Source organism: Pseudoalteromonas sp. UBA2102 (assembly GCF_002331165.1).
Lineage (GTDB): Bacteria > Pseudomonadota > Gammaproteobacteria > Enterobacterales > Alteromonadaceae > Pseudoalteromonas > Pseudoalteromonas atlantica.
In genome coordinates, this window is the sequence record NZ_DCYU01000031.1 from 22,892 (window position 1) to 45,976 (window position 23,085).

Below are 23,085 nucleotides of genomic sequence, written 5' to 3' on the forward strand. Positions count from 1 at the left end.
GTTAGCCACCTATTAATACAGTAGGGTTACCAACAACAATTTTTCCGCCGTGGGAGCTATCATCACCCATTCGAGCTGCGGGTTTACCGTTAATTTTTACGCTACCAGAGCCTGACTTTATGCTGTCGGGTGGGCCAATACACACTAACATATCGCCTTTACGTGCTGCGGGCATGCTACCTATTAATACATTAGTTGAGCCTACCACAACAGGGCCGCCAACATGCGGGACTGTACCTGTGGTTTTAGGGCATACATGCATATGACCAATTGTAGCTGCGGGCTTACCCATAAAGACTCCTTGTCTTATTTACTTTTTGACAATAAAACTAATCAAATAAAGGAATAATTAATAATTTACTTTGAGAAACTAAACCCGATAAGGTATCAACTAATTCTGCCTTACTATAATCCGAAATTGATACCGGGCTTTGTAATGCGTACTGATACAAAGCGGCTATGGTATCTTCACTATTTAAAGCATTATGTAAATTACTTAAAAACTGATTAGCATAATAACCATCCATAGCTTTTAAATGCGTTAATGCAGGATTTAGCAATGGATCATCTGGCCTATTTATTGGCAAACAAATTAAATACGGCAAACCGTAACGGCAATATACAACGTAACCATTATTATTAATGCCATTTCTATGCCCTGTATAAAAGCTATTTATTATTTCCATAACTGCACTAATTTAATTTAATCATGCCGGCAGATAAAGTAATGGCGCTACCATCAACTTTAACGTTACTGCCTTTAATGTCTATATTAGTGCCTTCTATAGTTATATTACCGCTGCTGCTCATTTTAATTTGTGCAGAGCCTGTTTTAATTACTATTTCATCACCAGCTTCAATATTAAGTGTTTTACCCACTTTTAACGTGTCGTTTTCACCTATATCGTCACTGCGATTTTTAGCCACTTTTAGTGTTTCATTATTGCCAATATCAACTTTTCGATCGTTGCCAATTTCAATATTATGGTCGTGATCTGTTTTGTCGTTTTGGTCATTTTTTACGTAAAGCTGCTTATCTTTTTCTGCTTGAATATAAACCAGCTCGCTGCCTTTTTTATCCTCAAACCTTAGCTCATTAAAGTTATCGGCTCCGCCTTCTTTGGTAGAGCGTGTTTTAATACCACTTTGTGTTTTTTCGCCAGGTAGTGCATACGGAGGCATTAAATCTGCGTTGTACACTGCTCCGCTAATAATTGGTTGGTCTGGGTCGCCATTTATAAAGTCTACAAGTACTTCTTGGCCTACCCGAGGGAAGAAAAATGCCCCCCACTTTTTACCTGCCCAATTTTGCGCAACACGGATCCAACACGAGCTTTTTGAATCTTTTTTACCTTCTCGGTCCCAGTCAAATTGCACTTTTACGCGACCATATTGGTCAATCATTATTTCATCGGCGCTGTCGCCAGTTACGATTGCCGTTTGCACACCGTTTATAACTGGTTTTTTCTTATTTATTTGCGCTCTGTAGGGTATATCTTTGGGTACGCATTCAAAATGGTTCGAGTACACTTCTTCTACTGACGACTGCTGAGAGCCAGACTGATTAGGCACCGTTATTGACGTCATCATAGAGGTAATAACAAATGTTTTACCTTCAAGACGTGGATCTTCATGCTTTTTAAAGCTAAAGAGTTTACCCACTGTAAATGAACGACAATCACTGCGACCACTAGAAAGCTTCATGTCTCGCTGTAATGACTCAAGCTGAACAGATGCTAAATTAGCTGCGCGCGGGTGGCATTCTTGCTCGCCCGTGTATTCAAAAATTTCTGATACTGATTGCGTCGGTAACTCTGGATTAGCTTGCTCACCATCTGGGTAGCGTGATGGCTGTTTAAAATCGTAACCAACGCGTTTAAAGCTGCCTGGCGCAATACTTAAACCGCCCTGCCAACGTGATACATGAGATTCGCTTAAATGGCCAGTTGAGTAAACTACCTTTGCTTCGTCGCACACTTCATAAGCGGTAATATCATCAGCTAATACCAAGGTATGGTTGCTGTTGGTATGCTCAAAAAAGTAAAAAATACCTTCTTGTTGAAGCAATCGTTGAATAAAGTCAAAGTCTGACTCTTGGTACTGAACACAGTACTCGTATTTAGGGTATGTTTTGCTAGTTTTATCGCTAAAGGCAACATTGTGTTGGCCAAATAGGTCAGCAAATATTTCTTTAATTGTTTTCTTTTGGAATATTCGGCTGTTTTTACGGTTGCGCATAGATGCTGCAAACGGGACGATAGTTGCTTGGTAATCTATATAGTTTTTTTGTTCTTCTACATCAGCTGTACGGCTGCCGTTTGAAACCAAATGGCTTACTATTCCATGATAGTAACGCTCACCGCCGCCTTGTGCATTTTTTACCTTAATAGATACTGGCTTTCCAACCAAATCTTCATGTGCTATTTGCTTGCCAATTGTGTACATATTGGCAGACATAACAAATAAGTCTGACATTGCCTCTTGGGCAACAAAACGAGTTAAATAGAGGGCATCTTTACCAGCAGGGGTGCTAATCTGAATTACGTTGTTATTTTGTGTTGCTGTTTGCATTCCTTGCCTTTCCCATCCTAAAGATCAAAAAAAGCTCTGAGCAAAAGCCCAGAGCCATTATAAGATAACAAATATTACATTTGTTGACCTTTAACACCGCTGTAACCGTATACAAGTGGAGCAGTAATGTTATTTTTGTCGTCTGTTGGAGTAACAGTCATCATCATTTCTGTGTAGCTGATAGTGATTGTTTCAATAGGACGATCGTTTTGTACTGACACTGAATAGCTAGAAATCATCGCATCTGTAAGTTCGATTTTCATGATTTCTTCAACTTTATCACCTTGTTTAGTGATATGGAAAATAGCTGGTAAGCCTTTACCAATTGTCGCTTCTTTGAAAAGATCCGGAGATGCTTTATCTTGAAGTTTAGTGATAGTAACGTCGCCAAGACGAGTAGAGCTAGACTCACGGTCCATTGCTGTACCAGTTGCTGCGCTAATTTCACGGCTTACGTTCCAATCTAAAGATAATACTGTGATTAAATCTTTGAAAGATTCAGCTGTAGTTTCGCCTTTGATTGAACCGTATTTTAAATATGTATTTGCTTGCATTTGATAATGCTCCTTTTAATTAAACAATGTTATCCATTTAGACTGGATTATTTACTTTGGTTTCCCAAAAATTCCTTTGAAATCATTATCTTTAATACAGCAATGAAAAGGCCTTCAGATTCCTTTCCTTAGATGAAGACAATGTCTCAAAATTCCATGTAGTGATTTAAGGCACCAAAATTATAATACCCTAAAAATAAAGAAACAACCTTAATACTAAGTTAAATTAAATAAACTTTAATTTAACTCAATATTAAATTCATTATCTTTAACTGATAGCGATATACTATTTATTTTTTTGTCATCAATCATGCTAGAAAGTAAAACTTCCGACAACAAAGGCAATAATTTATTTTGCAAAATGGTATGAATGTTCCTAGCACCGGACCCTGCATTTTGACAATTATCAATAATATATTCTATTACGTCATTTTCATATTTAAGCTCAGCATCGTAATGCTTATTAACGCGTTTAATTATTTTATCAATTTGTAGTGATGCAATTTCTGTAAGAATATCGTCACTTAGTGGAATGTAAGGTATTACATTAATACGCCCTAAAAAAGCAGGTTTAAATGATGCGAGTAAATCATCTTGTAATGCTTTTAATAAACCTTTGATACTAGGTTTACTTTCTTCGTCTTCAAATAAACTCATGGTGGTATCAGTTCCCACATTTGAGGTCATAATAATGATTGTATTTTTGAAGTCGATATCACGGCCTTCACCGTCTTTAATTGTACCTTTATCAAACACTTGATAGAAAATATCTTGTACACCAGGGTGAGCTTTTTCCATTTCATCGAGCAATACTACGCTGTACGGTTTTCTTCTTACGGCTTCGGTTAATATGCCACCTTCGCCATAACCTACATACCCAGGAGGTGAACCAAGCAGTAGTGATACTTTGTGCTCTTCTTTGAACTCAGACATATTAATAATGGTGACATTTTCTTCACTGCCATACACTTCTTGTGCAAGCGAAAGTGCAGTCTCGGTTTTACCTACACCACTTGGACCTGCCAACATAAAAATGCCGTTAGGTCGGCTTTCATCTGCTAGTTGGGCGCGAGATGTTTGCACTACCTTAGCGATTAAATCTAACCCATAGTCTTGCCCTACAACACGTTTTTTCATTTGCTGTGCAAGGTTTAAAATGCCATGTATTTCATCTTCGTGCATTTTACCTACAGGTATGCCAGTCCAATCTGATATAACCTGTGCAATAAGCTCTTCATCTACTTGCCAATGAACCATGTTATGTTCAAAAGCAGTTAACTTTTCTTTACTCTGCTTAAGATTGGCTAAAATTTCATCTGATGAATTTTCTTGTTCTGAGTTAATAGACTCGAGTGCCTGATTAAGCTCAGCTACAATTTCTTTTTCTACATTAAACTGCTCAGTTAACGGCGCTAACTGCTCTTCAATAGTTACAAGTTCAGTTTTAAGTGTATCTAGTTGCACTGAATGATCTAAACCTGTTTTTTGTTCACGGTGTAGCATCTGCACTTGTGTTTCTATTTCGCTTAATCGATTTACAAGTTGCTCTATAGTGTTTGGTGTAGATGCTTGGCTCATTGCCACCCGCGCGCAGGCTGTATCTAATAATGCCACCGCTTTATCGGGTAGTTGCCTTGCCGTAATATAGCGATGCGATAAGTGCACTGCACTTTCGAGTGCTTGTTCAGAAATAAATACTTTGTGGTGTTTTTCCATTACGGGCACTAAACCACGTAACATAGCCACTGCTTTTTCTGGCGTTGGCTCTTCTACTTTTACCACTTGGAAGCGGCGTGTTAGAGCTGCATCTTTTTCAAAAAACTTTTTATATTCAGCCCACGTTGTAGCAGCAATGGTTCTAAGTTCGCCACGAGCAAGTGCTGGTTTTAATAAGTTAGCAGCATCGTTTTGGCCTGCGGCTCCACCGCTACCAATCATTGTATGAGCTTCATCAATAAATAAAATAACCGGGTTAACTGAATTTTTTACTTCGTTAATTAATGATTTAAGACGATTTTCAAACTCGCCTTTCATACCTGCGCCAGCTTGTAATAGTGCTAAATCTAAGCTGTGAATTTTCACATTCTGCAGCACGGCCGGTACATCTTTTTGTGCAATTCTTAAAGCTAAGCCTTCAACTACGGCTGTTTTACCTACACCCGCTTCACCGGTTAAAATAGGGTTGTTTTGACGGCGTCTGGTCAAAATATCAACCATCTGGCGAATTTCGAAGTCGCGTCCTAAAATGGGATCTATTTTTCCGGCTTTTGCTTGAGCAGTTAAATCAACAGTAAATTGGTCAAGGCTCGGGGTTTTAGAGTTTGTAGCCGATTGGCTAGCCGTGTTTTGTACTGAGTGATTACGCTCTTGCGATTGAGCAACTATTTCTGGCCACGCATGAAGCAACTGCCCTGGCTCTATTTTATTAAATAACTTACTGCAACGGGTTACTAAGCTCGATAAGGTATCGTCTTTTACAAGCGTATAAATAACGTAGGCACTGCGAATTTGATTATCTGTAAACTCAATACTGGTACTTAACCAAGATTGCTTTAATAAGCTAGTAACATGTACAGACAAACTAGGTGATGACTCACTACCGGTTTTAAACGCTTCTAAAGATTGATTTAAGTCTTGTTTTACTTTTTCAATATCAATGTCAAAAGAGCCAAAAATAAGTCTAACATCATCTAGTTGCTGCTCAATCATGGCAAGTAACCAATGTTCAAGCTCCACTGTAAAGTGGCTTCTGCTATTACAAATTGCAACCGCCGCCTCTAGGCTTTTTCTGCAATCAGGGCTTAGTTTTTCAACTAATTTATTGAGTGTCATCGAAGACATACAGTGTTCCTTTTAATTTTAATTATCCCTTAAACGATAACTTAGTAGGGTTAGATTTTGATTTGTTATTTTGTACCGCTAAAAAAGAATTTGCGCCTAATTGGCAGTCATTCTTAGCCAGCTGAGCGGCGCCTAAATGCTGAAAGTCAGTTTCAATAACTAAGCGGAACTGAATTGAGTTTCCAACGTAGTCTTTAGTAATTTTGTTTGCGAGTTCAAACAAAGCCCCTTTGGGTAAAAGAAGTTTTGCTTTTTTTGGATCGTTTGATTTTATATGCACTTCAATATTAGAAGAGACATCCCAAACCTTTTTACCTAGCATGGTATCTACACCTAGCTGCGCATGCTGACCTTCAAATAATACTTGGCTTGCAAGGCGTGTTTGCTCTTGTTGGTGAAGTTCATGCCATTGACCAACCATTTGTTTTATTTTTACTTCGCAACCTAGGTATGAGCTAAGCACACTTTGTAAATCAAATGCGTTACGAATTTTTCGACTGTACAAACCCGAAAAATGCAACTGATGCTCATTATAGCCACCACTTAATAGCCCCAATATTTTGGTATATGGGTCTTTATTTTTGTCATTGTTTACATGGTTTAATGAAGGCTTATATTTTTTCCAAGCTCGGTAATACAAAGAGATCAGACGATGATTAAACATGTCGTAAAAATCGCGCATGGTCGTGTCTTTATAGCGCAGCCTTTGCATAACCAGTTCACTATAAAATTGCGGTAATGCACCAGAGCAGCCAGTTAACCCCATAAATGAAACCTGCATATTGACCTTGTGCAGACCATCTTCAAAGCCAGTTTCTTCTAGCTTAGTAATTGCATTTCCCGGGTAGCCAAACTTTTGGGTGGCCGTAAATTTTATTAGTTCTTGCTTTGGGTTGCTATCGTAACCGACGTGGCGATAATCTAAGCCACGCTTTCTAAGCTGGTTTTCAATAATGAAAACCGCTTTATAAAAATCGACTTGAGAAGCTTGGGCAATCAGTTGCTTTATCATAGTAGTGGTCTATCACCTACGCGCGCAGGCCACTGATAATATATTTGCTCTTGCTCTTTTAAGCGCAAGCTCAAACGTGTGTAACTATTTATAGCGGCAAACTGAGCAAAGAAATGATCCAACACTGCGGCAAAAAAGAACATGCCACTGCCCGAAAAATCATCGTTAGCAAAAGTAATTTCTATCTCGCTGCCAGTTACAAAACTTACCCTGCCTTTTTGAATAACACGCGCGGTTGCAGGCTCAATACTAACGCGATATATATTATCTATTAGCCCTTTGGTTTGAGGCGATGCTCTAAAGTCATACAGACGAAGTACTTCTTTTAATTTATTACACGCATCTTCACCGCTAAACGTATCGAGTGTTAAATGATTAACAAGCTGCCAGCGCGTTGCATCGGCTAATACGGGTCTAACTGCATGTGTAAAAGGCGCTAAACAACGAATTTTTTTAATTACATCGCCGCGCTCTGGCATTAGTAATCCAAGCTCATCGTCGCCAAATGGCATACTCGCTGGTAAATTACGGTTGCTACAATGTGCGCGTACAGTGAGTACAGAGTTACCTTCACCATATTCCATAGCGCTGTTTTCAAATTTGGCATCTACCAATGACATAAATGTCTCGGTGCCAGACTCTACATAACCGCCCGCCCACGACGCTGTTTCTCTTCTTATATGCCAAAATAGGTCTTCGTGACCTTGATAATTTGGATGAGTTTGACCATAAAATGGCGCTACGACTTGTTTATTACCTTTGTGATCAAACGCTATAACCTCTGAAATACCAATCACTTCAGAAATTTCTGAGTCCATATAACGCGGTGCAAGTTGATACTCGTATTCACTTATCTCAGGGCGAATTGGCTCAAGTTCTTGTTCAAATAAGTTAATTATTGGCGTACACCCGAGTAAAAACATATCCTCATCAACCTGTTTCTCAAGCTCACTTGACTCAGTATCAAGGTATATATAGATATCACATTTGTTGGAGTTTTTAGGTAATGCGCCGCGTATGCCTTCAAGTTCAAAAAAACGAAACTTCTCAGGAAAAGTAAAGTTTTCAACCAATAAACGATAACCGGCAGCAGAGCGCTGAGAGTAGGGAACAACCGCTTCGTGTGTTTCAAACCCGACCGCTTTTAATTGGTTTTTTGATAAGTATTTAATGCCTTCTACGCCATTATCTATGGCTATACCAATGCTGTGTTTGAATAACAGTTCGTACACTTTAAGAGTATGGTGCCACTGCCCGTTTATATATACGCGAAGTTTTTCTAAACCAGTTTCTGCAAGCGAAACGCCCTTGTATTCACCGGTTAGCTCTAACTTAAATATAGACTTTGCCTTTTCATGCCAACGCGGCTTAGGCGCTACAAAAGGGCTGTTATCAAACTGGGCTTTAGTGATTTCAATGGGCCAAAGGTAGGTTTCGTAACAGGTTTGAAACTTACATTGCTTCATAGAATCAACGTTAGTTTCAACTTCACTTGCTCTTGGGATGACAACACCCGCGGTTGAAAGGTTTTCGGCTTCTAATTTTACAATCGACATAGAAGGGATAGGTGCTTGATAATCTGGTAGCATCTGCCCTAATAAAGCATCCGTTAATTCAGGAAAACTGTCATCTAGCTTTTGTCTAATATTGGCTGTTAAAAATGCAAACGATTCAATAAGCCGTGATACATGAGGGTCTTCAACATGATCTTCACTAAGCTTTAAACGCCCAGCTACTTTTGGGTATTTCTCAGCAAAGTCTTTACCTAAATGACGCACAAATGCTAATTCACGATTGTAATATTTTAATAATTCATCGTTCATAATGATGCCTCAATAATCTTCATACCTAAATTTACGGGCTCTACCTCAGAATCAAAGCTTATAAATTCTGGCTCAGGATCAGCGTATAAAAGCGCATTAATACGCAAGTTTAAAACGCGATTAACCGGTACTTCTTCATCAGTAAATACTTCAACTTCTAAAAATCGTGGCTCAAATTTTAAAATAGTGTTTCTAACTGTCTCGCATAGCAGTGCTCGACCTTCGTGAGAACTGACCGACATACTTGAAAAATCAGGTAAACCGTAAGATAAACACGATGTAGCAAGCTCACTATATTGTGTAGGCCACGTATGCCATTGAATACGGGCGTTAAGCAGTGCTTCTATATCTCTGCGCACATTTTTACGTAGCTCACTTATTGTGATCCCTTCGGTACGCGATGGTGCATCTTGAAAGTCAGGCTCATCATCAATGAGCCTATCTAAAATAGATGCTTGAAGCTGCTGCTTATGTTCTATCATTATTGCTCAAATATAAATTATGCTGCTTCTACAGCATTAATTTTTAAATTAGGAATTGTGATCGCCTCATCATTCACAAACAGCATTTTCATGCCTTTACCAATAATGAATTCATCTTTGAGTTCAACCCAGTCCGAAACCTGACCTAATTTTTCAAGATCCGATTCAGCATTGGCATAGACAAGCGGTAAATGTGCAGTGCCTGAAGGGCCTTCTTTAATCGTTATTTCAACGCGTAGCCAAATGCTTTCTAATACTGAACTTACAGGCTCTACTTTTATCGATTCAATTTCATCAAAATTTGCCAAGTAAAATTCGCCATTTGTCCCTAATACTTCTAAATAAGGGTTTAATGTATCGTCCAAGTCGCGTGCCACAGACTCTGCATCACCTAACGTCGTAACTCTTAACGTTTCCATTTGCGCAGAAAGCTCAGCAGCTTCGTCTATTTCGCCCTCTAGCAATGCCACATGCATTTTTAAAAACAGCGTGTCTATCTCATCAGCATCATGAAATAATTTAGGGATCCCTTTACCTTGGTAAAAGTCTATTCGTGATTGCTGAGCACGGATCAAATGTCTAAGATTCACAGCACCTACAGCAAACTCAGGATTTTTTTGAACCATAAAGTCGAGTTGTTTGTCTGCTTTTTCTAGATCACCATTTATGCAAAGTAATTCTGAATAGATACTTCTTATATCAAAATTTAAAGGTTCATCTTGAAGCTCTGTAGCACACAAAGATAGTGCTTCAGTTAGTTTTCCCTCGCGAATCAAGCTATGTATTTTCTTCATGGTTATTCCTTTATTTTGTGGTGAGGACTGAGCTCTGTTATTAATTTAATGCTCGAGACCATTTGATCTAATTGAAAATGGGGTTGTAGTTGTAAAACAGAAAAAAAGTGACCTGGATTTGCTTTGTTTTCACTTACTTTTATGCGCGCATTACTCAGTGGATATTTACTTCTGATTTGCTCAGATGCTGAGTCTGACGCCGTTGTATAATTATTGATCCACGACTGTAAGTCGCGCTCGCACGCATGCGCATTTATGTAAGAACCGACTCTATCGCGGGCAAGTATTTTTAAATAATGTGCAAAGCGAGATACGCATAAAATGTATTGCAACATAGATGAAAGGCGTGCATTTATATTAGCTGCACTGGATTCGTAATTTTTTGCTTTTTGTACCGATGCATTACTATAAAAAACAATATGTTCAGTATTAGTTACTGATGACGTTGGAATAAATCCAAGTTCAGAGAACTGCTTTTCAAATTTACTTGTTACCAATAAATCCAATGGCGGTTTAGCTTCTTTTTGGTAGGTATCGTTTGCAAAGCTGTCTTTTGCAAGCCCTGTGACTAGCCCTTTTGACACTTTACCAGGCTCTATCCCTCTAATATGCCCAAACCATCCGCTATCACAGTAAGCCCTAATTATTGTTGAGACAAACTGAAACGCAGCATTACCCCATAACATATCTGTTTCGGGGTTTTTTATTTGTTCTTTAAAATAAAAGTCTTGATGGCGTTTACCATCGTTACTGTAGGGAGCTCTGACTAAAACATGCGGTAACGTTAAACCAACAAAGCGTGCCTCTTCCATTGATCTAAAGCTTTGCCATTTTACATATTCAGGTTGCTCAAATTGATTGAATAAATCTGCGTAGTACCCTAGGTCAGAAAAGTTATCTGCGCCAAAAAGGTTTGGAGACGCTGAACATATAAATGGTGAGAATGCAGCAGCTGCAGTGCGCGAGATTTCTTTAATAGTATCAATATCGTTATAAATAGTGCCATTAGATGACATATTACTAATTTCGTAATCGCCAATTACTACACCAAAAGGCTCGCCACCGGCACTATCAAATTCACTTTGATAGAGTAACTGAAAAAAGTAACTTTGGTCGAAATCTATCGCTTTGTTTACATCTTTAGAGAGGGTTGCCCAATCACAGTTTAATACTTTTATTTTTACTTTATTTTCTTTGTCGTATTGCTCTGTTTGGAGGGTTAACCACCATAAATTACGCCAGCTGGCTTCTAACTTTTGAAATCGTGTAGCATGAATAATGCTATTTAGCTGTTGAGAAATTAGCTGATCAAGTTCAACAATAATTCGTTGTAAATAAGGACCAAGCGATTCTTTTGTCCAAGAGATAGGTGAATCAGAAGAGCCTTCAAGCCACAATAACAGTGCCTTGTCTAAGTTTTTTTCGTTCAAAAACCTATCAAGCAAAGCATCATTATCGCTAATTCTAGACTGCGACTTTTGGTGAAAAGCGTAGTCTTGATTTATAAATGAAAACTCTTCGTGATTCATTTTACTGCATTATCCTTAACGCTAAAGACTAGTTAATTAACCAATCTCTGGAATTTTAGCTACAAGACGTAATGAAGAGGTAAGCTCTTCCATTTGTAGCCAAGGTCGTAACCATGCCACTGCGTTATAAGCGCCTGGCTGACCTGGTATTTCTTTAACTGATACTTTTGCATCGGCTAATGGGTAACGTGCTCTGATATCTTGGCCACCACCCTCGGTCGCATTTACATACGATAGAATCCAGCGGTTTAACCATGACTCAACATCTTCCGCTTCCATAAAGCTACCAATTTTATCGCGCGCCATCACTTTTAAGTAATGTGCAAAACGAGACGTCGCCATTAAGTAAGGTAAGCGAGCTGAAATTGCAGCATTAGCTGTTGCATCAGGCGTTGAATATATTTGTGGTTTTTGACAGCTTTGGCCACCAAAGAAAACAGCGTAATCGGTATTTTTGTAATGACACAGAGGTAAGAAACCAAGTTTACTTAGCTCAGCTTCACGACGGTCTGTTATGCCAATTTCTGTTGGGCATTTAAGATCCGGATCGCCATCATCACTTGTGAAAATATGCGTTGGTAGGCCTTCAACTTTACCGCCACCTTCAGCACCACGTATCGCAGTACAAAAACCGTATTGCGAAAACGCTTTGGTCATATTAGTGGCCATTGCGTAAGCTGCATTACTCCAGCAGTAGTCGCTATTATCAGTGCTTACTGAACGGCCTGCTTTTGGTTCAACTTCAAACTCTTCATAGTTAAACTCTTCGACAGGTTTAGAAGCTGCACCGTAAGGTAAACGTGATAAGAAGCGAGGCATAGTTAGCGATACAAAACGTGAATCATCGCTGTCTCTGAACGAGCGCCATTTTGTGTACTCTAATGATTCAAACACTTTTTCTAAATCACGAGGTTTAGTCAACTCTTCCCAGTTATCAAACCCGAATAAAGACGGTGAAGAAGCGGCAATAAATGGACAGAAACCAGCTGCTGCCACATTCGACATTAGGCTTAACGTTTCCACATCTTCTGGGTGGTTAGTAAATTCAAAGTCACCCACAATTGTGCCATAAGGTTCGCCACCAGGAGTACCAAATTCAGACTCGTAAATCTTTTTAAATGTTTGGCTTTGGTCAAACTCAACTGCTTTGCTTAAATCTTTATGTAGTTCTTTTTTCTTCATGTTTAAAACACGAATTTTAAGCGTTGAGCTGGTTTCAGAATTCATTACAAGGTGGTGCAAACCACGCCAAGAACCTTCTAACTTTTGAAACTCTTCGCTGTGCATAACAACACTAAGCTGCTTTGAGATTTTCTGATCGATTAATTGAATTGCTTCATTAAACGTCACAGTCATGTTTTTATTCCATTGAACTGTGCCTTTTAATGCCTCTTCAGTTAATGTTTTAAGTAGTTCTTCTGCACGACTTGCATCAGTTTGCTTAGTGGCGCCAATTGCTTGCTCTAATAACGATGAGCTTGCCTCAGCTGTTGACTCTAATTCAGTACTTAGTTGCTCTGCACTCATTTTTCAGTCTCCTCTAGCTTAAGTTCCTTAGCAATAGAATCAAGGCTTGAAGTATTGCTTAATACTTCTTCTAAAACATTTTCAAGCTCTTCTGAACGGTCAATCTTAGTCATTAAATCGCGTAATTTATTACGTGTTTCCATTAGCTTACGTAATGGTTCTACCTGATTAACAACTGCTGCAGGCTCAAAGTCATCGATTGATTTAAAGCTAAGGTTAACTTCAAACTCAGAGTCATCATCGCTCAGTGTATTTTCTACAACAAGTTTTAATGAAGGGCTCATGCGTTTTAAAACATCGTTAAAGTTTTCGCGGTCAATTTGAATAAAGCGTCTGTCTTTTAATGGTTTTAATGCTTCAGTGTTATCACCTGAAAAATCACCCATTACACCAACAACAAATGGTAATTCTTTTTTTACCGCAGTCCCTTCAGTTTCAACATCATAAGTGATGTGAACGCGAGGCTTACGTACTCGTTTTAATTTATCATGGATACTCATAGAGAACTCCTTTTACTTATGTTTCAGTTTCGCTGATCTTAATGCCAGACAACTTAAAGTACCCGGTCCTAGCATCACTATCTGTTATTAATTCATTTAATAATTCAGGCAGCGATAATTCGCTCCATCGAATCACTTGTTCTATCGTGTATGACATTGGAGAATGCGGTTCGGTTTTTCTAAAAAACGCCGCTATTTCTTTAAGCTTATTTATCGCATTCTCACGAGAATCAATTGCTTGGTTAATGGCCTTTTTAGGCGCTTCAACAGCATCTTGCTCTTCATCGTTTTGAGTGAGTTGCTCTTGCGTTTGCTCAGAGATGAGAGCCTGTTCAGCTGCAACAAGTTTATCCGCTGCAATGTGGTTAACGGCTGCCAAACTTACTTCAAGCGCTTGTTTAATATTTGAGGTAGGTTGCGGCTGCCCAGTCACTTTATCCATCACATCGCTAAGCTGGGCAAACTCAGTAATTGCCTCTTCTATATCTTGCTTTAAGTTGACAAAAAATTCAGTGCTTGTCTCTGCAGCGCTTTTTTCGATTAATTCAAAATCGACCGCGCCTTGTGCTAGTTTTTTCTCTCTTTTCTCATCATTTAACCTTGAAATATCATAACCTTGCTGATATTCCCAAAATGTAAAAGGGTCTAAGCTAACACTGTCAGTTAACAGTATGCTTTTGATGGGGATAATAAGAGTCCCCTCACCTGCGGAGCCATTTAATCCGCCAAGAGCCGATACTTTGTCTGAAATTTCATCGTCTGCATCGAGGGTAGGGTATAGCGCGTCGAAATAATTATCTAATAAGTGGCTAGCCACTTTAAAGCCAAAGGCAAGCCCTTTAAAACCGTGAATTCGGCATAAAGCTTCAATAAACCATGCTAAATACTCAATGTCTTTGCTTTGTGATTTAATTGCGCTACTGCATTGCTCTAATAAAGGTAACCAGTCGCGAGCAAGTGATGAAATACCTTCTTCGTCTACTAACGCGTTTCTTTCAGCGGCACGAAGTTGGTTTCTTAAATCTTTTAAGGCGTAATAAGTCGACGTAGGAGAAACATCCGAGCGAGGGTCTAAACCTGCGATCTCAGTTTCAGAAATAGGGGAAATATACTCTTCAAATACAAACATTCCGTCGTCCTAATAATTATCCATAAAACTCCAATAAAGCGGAGCGGATTTCATATTACATTCTTTATATTAAAATACAAGCCTAGTTACAATTGTGTTTAAACCAAAATAATTGCAAATATATAAACAATAAACTTTCAATATAAATAAATTAACACTTAAAATTATATAATTAGTAATAAATAATTATTTAGTAAAAAGTGGAATTGTAGCTTCATCTTGAATTTTGTATGTTTCCGATTTGCTACTAAAATTTTCATGGCCATATTTAATTATAATACAGGTAACATTATCGCGTGCACCTCTTACTAAAGAAGAATGCATTAGCGCCATACCTGAATCAATAATACTATTAGGTTCTAATGACAAACATATTTCTTCATCAGACAATTCGCCTGTTAAGCCATCTGAACAAAGTAAGAAAATATCATTAGTATTTACTTCACCTTGTACTACATCTACTTTAACTTCGTCTGTAACGCCCACTGCACGCGTAATCACATTCGAAAGAGGGTGCGTTTTTGCTTCCTCGACTGAAATTACGCCCTCATCGATAAGGTCATTTACTTGGCTATGATCCCGCGATACTTGCTGTAATTGGCCATTTCGCAGCACGTATGCCCGGCTGTCACCTACCCACAAAACGTAATATTGATTATCTTTTATAAATAAGGCGGTTACTGTGCTGCCCGCCGTTTTACTTCCTAAGTACTGAGCGCTGTAATCATTTAATTGGCGATTTGCATCTTCAATAGCTGAAACAATATGAGAAACGCTAAGCGTAGCTAGTGTCTTTTCTTCAACTTTTGCTCTAATAACATCTACGACTAGTTGGCTTGCAACTTCACCCGCTTCATGTCCACCCATTCCATCAGCTACTACCCATAAGTTATGGCTATTAATTTCAACATGAGAGTCTTCATTTAATTGCCTAACTGCACCGCGATGAGTTATTGCGTAACTTGTACTTAAATTGCTAATCACTATTTTTTACCTGTGTGTAATTCCATTCCCAATGTTTCCATCGGCCATCTAACATAGCAGCAACTTGGTTAACAGGCGGTAGTCCTGAAGTAACAAGCATCATAGGCTTTATATTGCATGAACCGTGTGTCCACCAAACACTATAATCACCATGCTTTTTATATAAAAGTGCATGTAGGGCGTCTTTTAAAACATCACTTGATAGCTCATCACCTGAGAACTCAAATGCTTCACCTTCTTTATTTTTGTCGCTAGAGGGAGAAATACTAAGCTGCTTTTTAGGCGCTATAAGGGTGCTTATCGATTTAGCAACGTCTTTTCTCCACGTAAAAAGGTCAACAGAGCTATCGAGCACTTTAAGTACAGTGTCTTCGTACTCTAAGGAGAAAACGCCCGAGTTTAATACTTCTATCGGCGCAACTTCTAATGTACTGGCCACTGTAAATGGGTAATGGCGCCCTACAGCATCCATACTCGGTAATAGGGTTCCCATTACGCCTTTATCGCCAACAATATTTGGCGATAAAGCAAAATGCCATACAGGACCTGTTAGGTAGTTATCTTGCCAATTGTCGCCTAACTGTTCCTTGCTTACAGCAATAGCTGCTTGCAGCCATTGCTCCCAGTGCTCTGAAAATTCTTTCGAAACGCTGTCTTGAACAAAGTCCCCCAAGCTAGGGACTTTGCCGAGGTAGCCTATATTTATAATCGGGTCGGACATGAAAACTTCTCTACACTTTTATTCCAAAATGGATGCCTAATTGATTTTGGCAATAGCTCAACTTTTGCGTTGTTACCCATGAGAGAAAAATGTAACTCTAAATCCTCACGTGTTTTAGCTCTTTTAGCGCTTAGCTCATCTAGCATGCGATAAAGCGACCATTCACCTTGGTAAGTCGTATTAATTGGGCGGCCACCACTTGGCGGCGTAAACTCAATTCTTGTGGTACTTTGCCCTGATGAACCTGGCCATACAAAGTTAGTAATTTTGATTGGGCCATGACGATATGACATGGACTGGCCATCTATTTCCACTCTAAATTTAGAGACAGTTTGATCTAATTCAACGGTTCTTAATCCAAACTCAATTCTAGGTGTTGCACTTCCACCATCGAAGAATACCGTTTGAATTTGATGGGCTAGTTCAAACATGGCTAGTGTATCAGCGCTTATGCCAATGTCTTTTTCAAACTTCCACGGACTCGAACTCATATCCACACTTGGCGCTACATAGTTAGTGAAGAAGCTATCAATAGTGCCATCTGGTCCAAAGAAGCGTGTAAAGTCTTTCATATTCACTTCTTTTTGTGCATAAGGAGAGAAAGGGTATCGGCCCACAATAGCTGCGTTGTACTCACGTAAAACTTGGCTTTTCCAAATCTCATTTAAGTGTCTGTTAGCGCTATTTTTAGTGATATTACTGGTATCTCTGCTTATATCTAATAACCAGCTATTAAATGGGTAAGGTAGATCACGGCTTTGGAACTCAAGTTGGCGAATGAAACTTGGTTTACTTTTTCCACTGATTTGATCTTTTATTGATGACTTTAACTGATCACCTCTATCAAGCTTAGTTAGATATACATTAAGCTCTCTGAGGTTTTTCTGAATGTTATCTAATTGCTGAGCATCAATATTTATAACATCTTCAAACGCTTCTTCAACCTGATAACCTGGCAGTTTAATGTCAAACTTAGGGGCTTCGTCAGGTAAAAAACGCTTAATTCTGTTAGCTTTAGTTTGCATTGCAATTTCAGCGGCATTAGCGGCAACTTTACCCGCTGCTTTTTGATTCTCTGACACCGGCAATTTGGTTAGTTGCACATTTTTTTGCACAGCCATAATAATGTTTTTAATCGGTGCTTCTGAGCCAGCAAGTACATCAGTAATATTCACACCCTCAGCAGGTGAGCTGTACTGATTAAGGCTTAAATCGTCGATAAATGATTGCCAAAAGAAGACATAATCTTGGAAATAACGCTGCTCTAATTTCTTTTCAATTTCTTCTTTAGAAATATCATAAGTGCCCGATGCTTCCTCGCCATATACCCAGCTGCTTGCCATCAAATTTCCAAGCATTTTACTTTTTTCAACATTAAAAATGCCGTGAAAACCGTTAAAGGTATATAAACCAGGGATACTTCGAGTCAGCTCGCCATTGTTTCTGAATGTGAATTTTTGCGCACTTTCAAAACTAATAATGTCTGTTAATCTAAACGGCGGAATGCTGCTATCAAGGAAATCAGCTTGTAGGCGTTGGTATGCTCTTTCGGCTATTGGTAACTTAGTTAATTCAGCTCTAGCTATACGCACTGCTTGATTATCTATTTTGGTTTGACTAACGCCAAGCTCTAGTAAGGCAGCAATGTGGTTCATTAACTGGCCGCGAGTTAGCGCATTTTTATCACCCGGTAGATTTCTTTCTAGGTATGCATTAAACCAAGCCGAAATATCTTCACTTTCAAAGTATTCAGGTTGGAATAGCATTAAATAGCACTTTAGCGTCTCGTATAAATAGCTAAGGTGCTCTGGGTAGGCTTCCATTTCTTTAATTAACGTATTTGCGATATAGGGTTCTAAATACGTTTGTAGAGACCTGTTATAGGCTTGTGTAGATGACTGTTTAATTTCATTAAGCTTATTAAAACCTATTGACTGAGATTCATCGTCATCAACTAACGCAGGGTTGTTAGCTGGTAAGTTTCTTAGCGCATTGAGTCTGTCGTTTAATACTAATAAGTTGCTTCTATCAAACGAGGCGGCATCTAACTCCTGATAAGTTTCAATGGCTTCATCTGTAGCAGCCATTAAATTATTATTCCATGCAAAGCTAAAGTACCACGAAATAGAAAAACCAATTACCGCAATACTGGCTAAAGAAATACTACCTACTCTGAGCCATTTGTTTTGCTTATCGTGATGTTTGTTAGTGCTAGCTAGGTTTTGCTCAGGGAAAATTACACCTTCTAAAACGTTTTTGATAAAGAAGCTTTTCGATTGATTTATATAACTAGAATCTGCTGAGTTCACGTCATTTAGAAAGCTAGCTGGCTTCCCTTCTTGAGTTGCACTGGTCAAATATACGCCCCTAAACATAGGGAGTTCTTCATAAGCGTTAGGGGTAAAAATTTCTTTTAAAAATGCATCGCCCACACCTTGTAGCACACGAAGTTGTCTCGGAAATTCGAAAATTTTGGCTCGTATTTCTTCATTACGCTCGTTAATCAGCCTACGATTAAGCATTTCTGTCAGTTTTGAAATTAATGCGTGAAACTCTTTGTTAAACGCTTCAACTTGAGTGTCTTTATCTAGGTCTAACTCAAAAGTAACACCCCAAACTTGCTCGCATTCCTCTTCTGTAAGCTCGCCAAAAAACTCTCTAAAACCTTCAATTAAATCAACTTTAGAAAGAATAACGTACACTGGAAAAGTCATACCCAACTGATTTTGTAACTCTTGTAAGCGCTGTTTAATTGCGCGGGCATGTAGGTTACGCTCTGTTTTAGTTTGACTCATGAGCTCAGAAATACCCATGCTGATCATTACACCGTTAATGGGGCGTAGAGGGCGGTACTTGCGTAAAAGCCCTAAAAAGCCCTCCCATGCGCGTGAGTCATGTTTTGCGTGGCTACTTTGTGTAGTGTATCGCCCTGCGGTATCGATAAGTACAGCTTTATTAGTGAACCACCAATCACAGTTTCGTGTACCACCTACACCGTGGACTAAATCCACACCTAACTTATCTTTTAACGGATAGTCTAATCCTGAATTATTAATAACCGTTGTTTTACCGGCACCAGGCGGGCCAATCATAATATACCAAGGTAATTGATATATATTTTTACCTTTAAATAGCTTTACATCTTTGAGTAAGTTGATGGCTTCATTCATGCGATTTTTTAACGTGGTGATCTCTTCATTCACCTCGTTACTGTTCGACTCATCGCTTTCAATTAGTTCATCGGCCATTTTCTCATCGCGTTTGCTTTGTTGCGTTAAGCTATAAATTTTGGTGATAGCAAACACTAAAATAACAAACAAAATAGTTAACAGCCGTGCTGCTACACTCTCTAAAGGGATAAAGTCAGCAATCGCAATAAGCGGACCGCCAAACCAAATTAGTAAAGATAACGCCAAAAAGCCGATAATTAACATGGCTGTTTTAGAAGTAAGTACGTAAGTAATTTTTTTTATTTTGTGTGAAAAACTCATGTCAGCCTCATTAAAATAATAAATCGATTTCAATTCGTCGGTTTAGTGACCGAGAAGCTGAATCTGAATTGCTGGCGATAGGCTCTGCAGCACCTTTACCTTCAGGCCATAAACGGCCACTTAGGTTTGTAGTTTTAGCCATAGAATTAGCAACTTGCGTTGCACGGGCTAAAGAAAGGTGCCAATTTGATGGGTATTTATCAGTCCGAATAGGCGTATCGTCGGTATGCCCAGTAATTAAAATACGCCCTTTTGTTCCTTCTAAACTAAGTGCTAGCTTTTCTAAAATGGGTTGAATTGACGGTAATAATTTAGCATCGCCTTGATTAAATAGACTTTCGCTGTTTATTGAAATTCTTATGCGGTCTAGGTTTTTCTTTACTGTCACAATCCCCATCTGAATTTCTGTTTGCAGTAACTGCTCAAGTACTAATAGTTGCTTATCTTTTTTATCTACACTTTCGTTTTGCGCTATAGGATGAATAACAGCCAGCTTATCGTTAAGTGAAGTAACGCCGTCGTTTAATTTCATATTGATAAATAAGTAAACCATTAACAGCACTAAGCCCAGCACTGAAAAAATCACCCAAAGCGGAACTTGATTTCTAAGCTCTACGCCAGCGGCAACACGCTGCTTCCAATTAGGTGAAAGTTTATTATTCAATGGGCCATCTAATTGATTTAAAAGGTGATACATTTGAGAGCGATATTCTTCTATTTTAGTATCGCCACCGTTGTCTAGCCTGTATTTACCTTTAAAGCCTAAGTTTAAGCAATGGTACTGCAGCTCAATAAATTGTTTGTGTTGTTCAGGTTGAGCCAGTGCATTATCAAGCAGGGTGTAAAAGTATTCACCGCCAAACGTTTCTTTATGAAACGTCGATAGTAAACTCTCATCAGCCCACTCCATTGAGCTCCATTTAGAATTTAAAACTGATTCATCTAAAATCGCGCACAAGCAATAACGCGAGTTGGTAATGACATCTTTAGAAAGCCCCTGGTTGCGCACTTCAACTTCAAAGCGCTTTACAGCCTCAACACAGCGATGCTTTAAAGCAGCAATATTTGTCATCTCTTTAGCTTGGCTAATCGAAATTACAATTGAAAAACAATCTGTAGCCGCTTCTAAAAGTGGGTTTTTAAAAATTGAAACTTTAGACGTATTAGCAACACTGCTGGCAACAGGCTCAACAGACATCACTGTTTTATCAGCATCGTTATCAACATTAGGAGTGTTTGAAGTGTCACGCCCTAGTCTACCAGGGCGAGGTTTTATAATGGTTTCGTCCATTGAAACTCTTCCTTTAAAAGTTAGGTTCTAATTGCCCAAAGGCTTATTTGTAGCTCAGGGTAATTGCCCGATAAGTGGATAGCGATACCACCACTTGAACGAAGTTTTTCCCAATGTTCACCCTGCTTGTTTAACTCAAAGTAATGAAAACCTGCATGGTATGGGATTTGGCGCGGGGCCGTTGGTAAGTTACTAATGGTAATACCAGGAATTTGGTTATTAACTAAGTCACGTATGGTTTCTACACTACCAATCTTAATTTGTGAGGGCAGTATTTTGCGCAGCTCTTCGTGCGGTACACTTGCTTTTATTGCTAAAACAAATTGTGCCGAGTTAAGTACAGATTTATCTTTTAGTGCGCCAAACGAAATACCAAACTTGCTTTGCTCTAATTTAATTTCTGTCGCAGTTTGTTCAATAACATGACTTAAAGATTGATATAAGAAATTAACTACTTCAGAAAATACTTTGCCCAAATTTTCATGATCGTACTTAGGCAGCTTTGGTACTCTTTTATTCGCAGTACTAAAAGTAGATAGCTCGCCAGCAAGCTCAATAAGACGGGTATAAAATACATTTGGGTGGAGGTTATTCACGCTAAGTAGATTGTCAAAAACAGCATCGTACTTATTAAGGGTTTGCAGCATGATAAAGTCGGCAACAGAGGTGCTCCCTGCATAACCTTGACATAAACGCACAGAAATACTCTCTGCACGCTGTTTTATCATAGAGCCTATTTCTCTTACTAAACCGAGTAACGGCTTGCATTGACCTACTTTTAAAGAGGCAGGTATGTATTTAGTTTCAAGCTTAATGCTTCCTTCGCTGCTTACTTCAATAATGCGCGCCACAGGTAGCAAAATATAACCAGCGTGATCATCTGATGAAAGCACAAGTTTGCTATAGATTTTAGCAACCTGAATTACCTCTTGAGATTGAGCTCCCAAAGAGTCATCACTAACTGTTAGATCATTTAGCTTATAGCGCGTGACGATATTTTCATCCAGCGCTGAAATATTAATACCACTGCTTTTCAATGCAGGGATGGCAAGGTATACCACCTCATCATACACGTCTTTATTAACCACTAATGGCTCAGGTAAAGGGGTTGATTGCGGCATTTCAATTGGGAGTAAATCAGGCGTGATAGCACTTAAAGACTCAAGAGCAAACTGCCCTGAGCTCAATAATTGTGTGTCTATACTTATATCAAGTATGCCCCACGGATCAGATAAATTCCCTTTGCATAATTGATTTATTAAGTTAGAAAAATGCTTATCTGATTGTTGAAAATGTTGCGGCCTTAAGAACATCCCTTCAGTCCACGCAACACGAGTGTTATCACCCATTTTACAAATCCTTTTTATCGCTCTCTCATGTATGTAGCAATTGCTTCAACATTTACATCTATATCGTCATAGCCTGTTGGATCAACCTCAATAACGGCTCTCCACCTTGCTTGGTCGATATCTCTATAGGCCACAACAACACCCACATAACGGGTATTTCTGTTAAGGCTCATTTTGTATTTTTGTACTGAGTTTGGTTGTAGCTCTAACTCATCTTTTTTAAGTAAATCTGGACCCAGTAGCTTTTCAGGCGTTTCGTATAAGCTAAAAAAGTCCTGCGTATCAAAAATTGTTCGTGAACTAAGTTCAAATATTTTCATAACAACTGGCGACGGTCTATCTGATGTGTCTGGATTTACATCTTTAGAAACATTAATAATTAAATCAGTTGAAGGCGGCACTATTTTATTTACGGTGGTACACCCAACCGTCAAAAAGAGTAGGCTAATGCTCATAAAAAAGAGCTTAAGTTTAGACATTATTTACT

General features: G+C 38.8%; 19 protein-coding genes. All 19 read right to left on the bottom strand.

Going from position 1 to position 23,085, the window contains the following annotated elements:
* Nucleotide 1: 1 nt before the first annotated feature.
* The 19 genes from B2R65_RS03410 to tssJ all read right to left on the bottom strand — a co-directional run bounded on the left by B2R65_RS03410 (nucleotide 2) and on the right by tssJ (nucleotide 23,077).
* Complete coding sequence (locus B2R65_RS03410) at nucleotides 2–292, bottom strand: PAAR domain-containing protein (protein ID WP_096042749.1); 291 nt, start codon at nucleotides 290–292, stop codon at nucleotides 2–4.
* Nucleotides 293–329: 37 nt separating this feature from the next.
* Nucleotides 330–686 (bottom strand): hypothetical protein, encoded by a 357-nt coding sequence (locus B2R65_RS03415; protein ID WP_024032868.1) that lies wholly within the window; start codon nucleotides 684–686, stop codon nucleotides 330–332.
* 7 nt (nucleotides 687–693) lie between these two features.
* Nucleotides 694–2,571 carry a type VI secretion system Vgr family protein gene (locus B2R65_RS03420; RefSeq protein WP_064387133.1) on the bottom strand — a complete coding sequence of 626 codons (1,878 nt, stop codon included), beginning with the start codon at nucleotides 2,569–2,571 and terminating at the stop codon, nucleotides 694–696.
* A gap of 74 nt (nucleotides 2,572–2,645) precedes the next feature.
* On the bottom strand, nucleotides 2,646–3,125 hold the full coding sequence (locus tag B2R65_RS03425; protein ID WP_024032870.1) for an Hcp family type VI secretion system effector: 480 nt from the start codon (nucleotides 3,123–3,125) through the stop codon (nucleotides 2,646–2,648).
* Nucleotides 3,126–3,362: 237 nt separating this feature from the next.
* Nucleotides 3,363–5,966, bottom strand: coding sequence for a type VI secretion system ATPase TssH (tssH, locus tag B2R65_RS03430; protein WP_286741124.1), 2,604 nt, complete (start codon nucleotides 5,964–5,966; stop codon nucleotides 3,363–3,365).
* 22 nt (nucleotides 5,967–5,988) lie between these two features.
* The gene (tssG, locus tag B2R65_RS03435) at nucleotides 5,989–6,978 is read right to left on the bottom strand and encodes a type VI secretion system baseplate subunit TssG (RefSeq protein WP_286741125.1); all 990 of its coding nucleotides are present in this window, start codon (nucleotides 6,976–6,978) and stop codon (nucleotides 5,989–5,991) included.
* Nucleotides 6,975–8,801: a type VI secretion system baseplate subunit TssF gene (gene tssF, locus B2R65_RS03440; protein WP_248443413.1), complete on the bottom strand. Its 1,827-nt coding sequence runs from the start codon at nucleotides 8,799–8,801 to the stop codon at nucleotides 6,975–6,977. The genes tssG and tssF overlap by 4 nt, the downstream gene beginning before the upstream one ends.
* Nucleotides 8,798–9,283, bottom strand: a complete 486-nt coding sequence (tssE, locus tag B2R65_RS03445; protein WP_064387136.1) for a type VI secretion system baseplate subunit TssE — start codon at nucleotides 9,281–9,283, stop codon at nucleotides 8,798–8,800. Before tssE ends, tssF begins: the two co-directional genes overlap by 4 nt.
* 17 nt (nucleotides 9,284–9,300) lie before the next feature.
* The gene (locus B2R65_RS03450) at nucleotides 9,301–10,077 is read right to left on the bottom strand and encodes a type VI secretion system accessory protein TagJ (protein ID WP_024032875.1); all 777 of its coding nucleotides are present in this window, start codon (nucleotides 10,075–10,077) and stop codon (nucleotides 9,301–9,303) included.
* 2 nt (nucleotides 10,078–10,079) lie between these two features.
* Nucleotides 10,080–11,606, bottom strand: a complete 1,527-nt coding sequence (gene tssC, locus B2R65_RS03455) for a type VI secretion system contractile sheath large subunit (protein ID WP_024032876.1) — start codon at nucleotides 11,604–11,606, stop codon at nucleotides 10,080–10,082.
* 36 nt (nucleotides 11,607–11,642) lie between these two features.
* Complete coding sequence (gene tssC, locus B2R65_RS03460; RefSeq protein ID WP_024032877.1) at nucleotides 11,643–13,133, bottom strand: type VI secretion system contractile sheath large subunit; 1,491 nt, start codon at nucleotides 13,131–13,133, stop codon at nucleotides 11,643–11,645.
* Nucleotides 13,130–13,633: a type VI secretion system contractile sheath small subunit gene (gene tssB, locus B2R65_RS03465; RefSeq protein ID WP_024032878.1), complete on the bottom strand. Its 504-nt coding sequence runs from the start codon at nucleotides 13,631–13,633 to the stop codon at nucleotides 13,130–13,132. Before tssB ends, tssC (B2R65_RS03460) begins: the two co-directional genes overlap by 4 nt.
* Before the next feature lie 16 nt (nucleotides 13,634–13,649).
* Entirely contained in the window at nucleotides 13,650–14,762 is a 1,113-nt protein-coding gene (gene tssA, locus B2R65_RS03470; protein ID WP_024032879.1) for a type VI secretion system protein TssA, read from the bottom strand.
* A 186-nt stretch (nucleotides 14,763–14,948) separates the two neighbouring features.
* A complete protein-coding gene (locus tag B2R65_RS03475) occupies nucleotides 14,949–15,746 on the bottom strand; it encodes a PP2C family protein-serine/threonine phosphatase (RefSeq protein WP_286741134.1) in 798 nt (265 codons plus the stop codon).
* A complete protein-coding gene (tagF, locus tag B2R65_RS03480) occupies nucleotides 15,739–16,467 on the bottom strand; it encodes a type VI secretion system-associated protein TagF (protein WP_024032881.1) in 729 nt (242 codons plus the stop codon). The genes B2R65_RS03475 and tagF overlap by 8 nt, the downstream gene beginning before the upstream one ends.
* Nucleotides 16,449–19,958, bottom strand: a complete 3,510-nt coding sequence (gene tssM / locus B2R65_RS03485) for a type VI secretion system membrane subunit TssM (protein ID WP_286741137.1) — start codon at nucleotides 19,956–19,958, stop codon at nucleotides 16,449–16,451. The genes tagF and tssM overlap by 19 nt, the downstream gene beginning before the upstream one ends.
* 10 nt (nucleotides 19,959–19,968) lie before the next feature.
* Complete coding sequence (gene tssL, locus B2R65_RS03490) at nucleotides 19,969–21,249, bottom strand: type VI secretion system protein TssL, long form (protein ID WP_286741140.1); 1,281 nt, start codon at nucleotides 21,247–21,249, stop codon at nucleotides 19,969–19,971.
* A gap of 20 nt (nucleotides 21,250–21,269) precedes the next feature.
* Nucleotides 21,270–22,598, bottom strand: a complete 1,329-nt coding sequence (tssK, locus tag B2R65_RS03495) for a type VI secretion system baseplate subunit TssK (protein ID WP_286741143.1) — start codon at nucleotides 22,596–22,598, stop codon at nucleotides 21,270–21,272.
* 14 nt (nucleotides 22,599–22,612) lie between these two features.
* Nucleotides 22,613–23,077, bottom strand: a complete 465-nt coding sequence (gene tssJ, locus B2R65_RS03500) for a type VI secretion system lipoprotein TssJ (RefSeq protein WP_286741146.1) — start codon at nucleotides 23,075–23,077, stop codon at nucleotides 22,613–22,615.
* Nucleotides 23,078–23,085 lie beyond the last annotated feature (8 nt).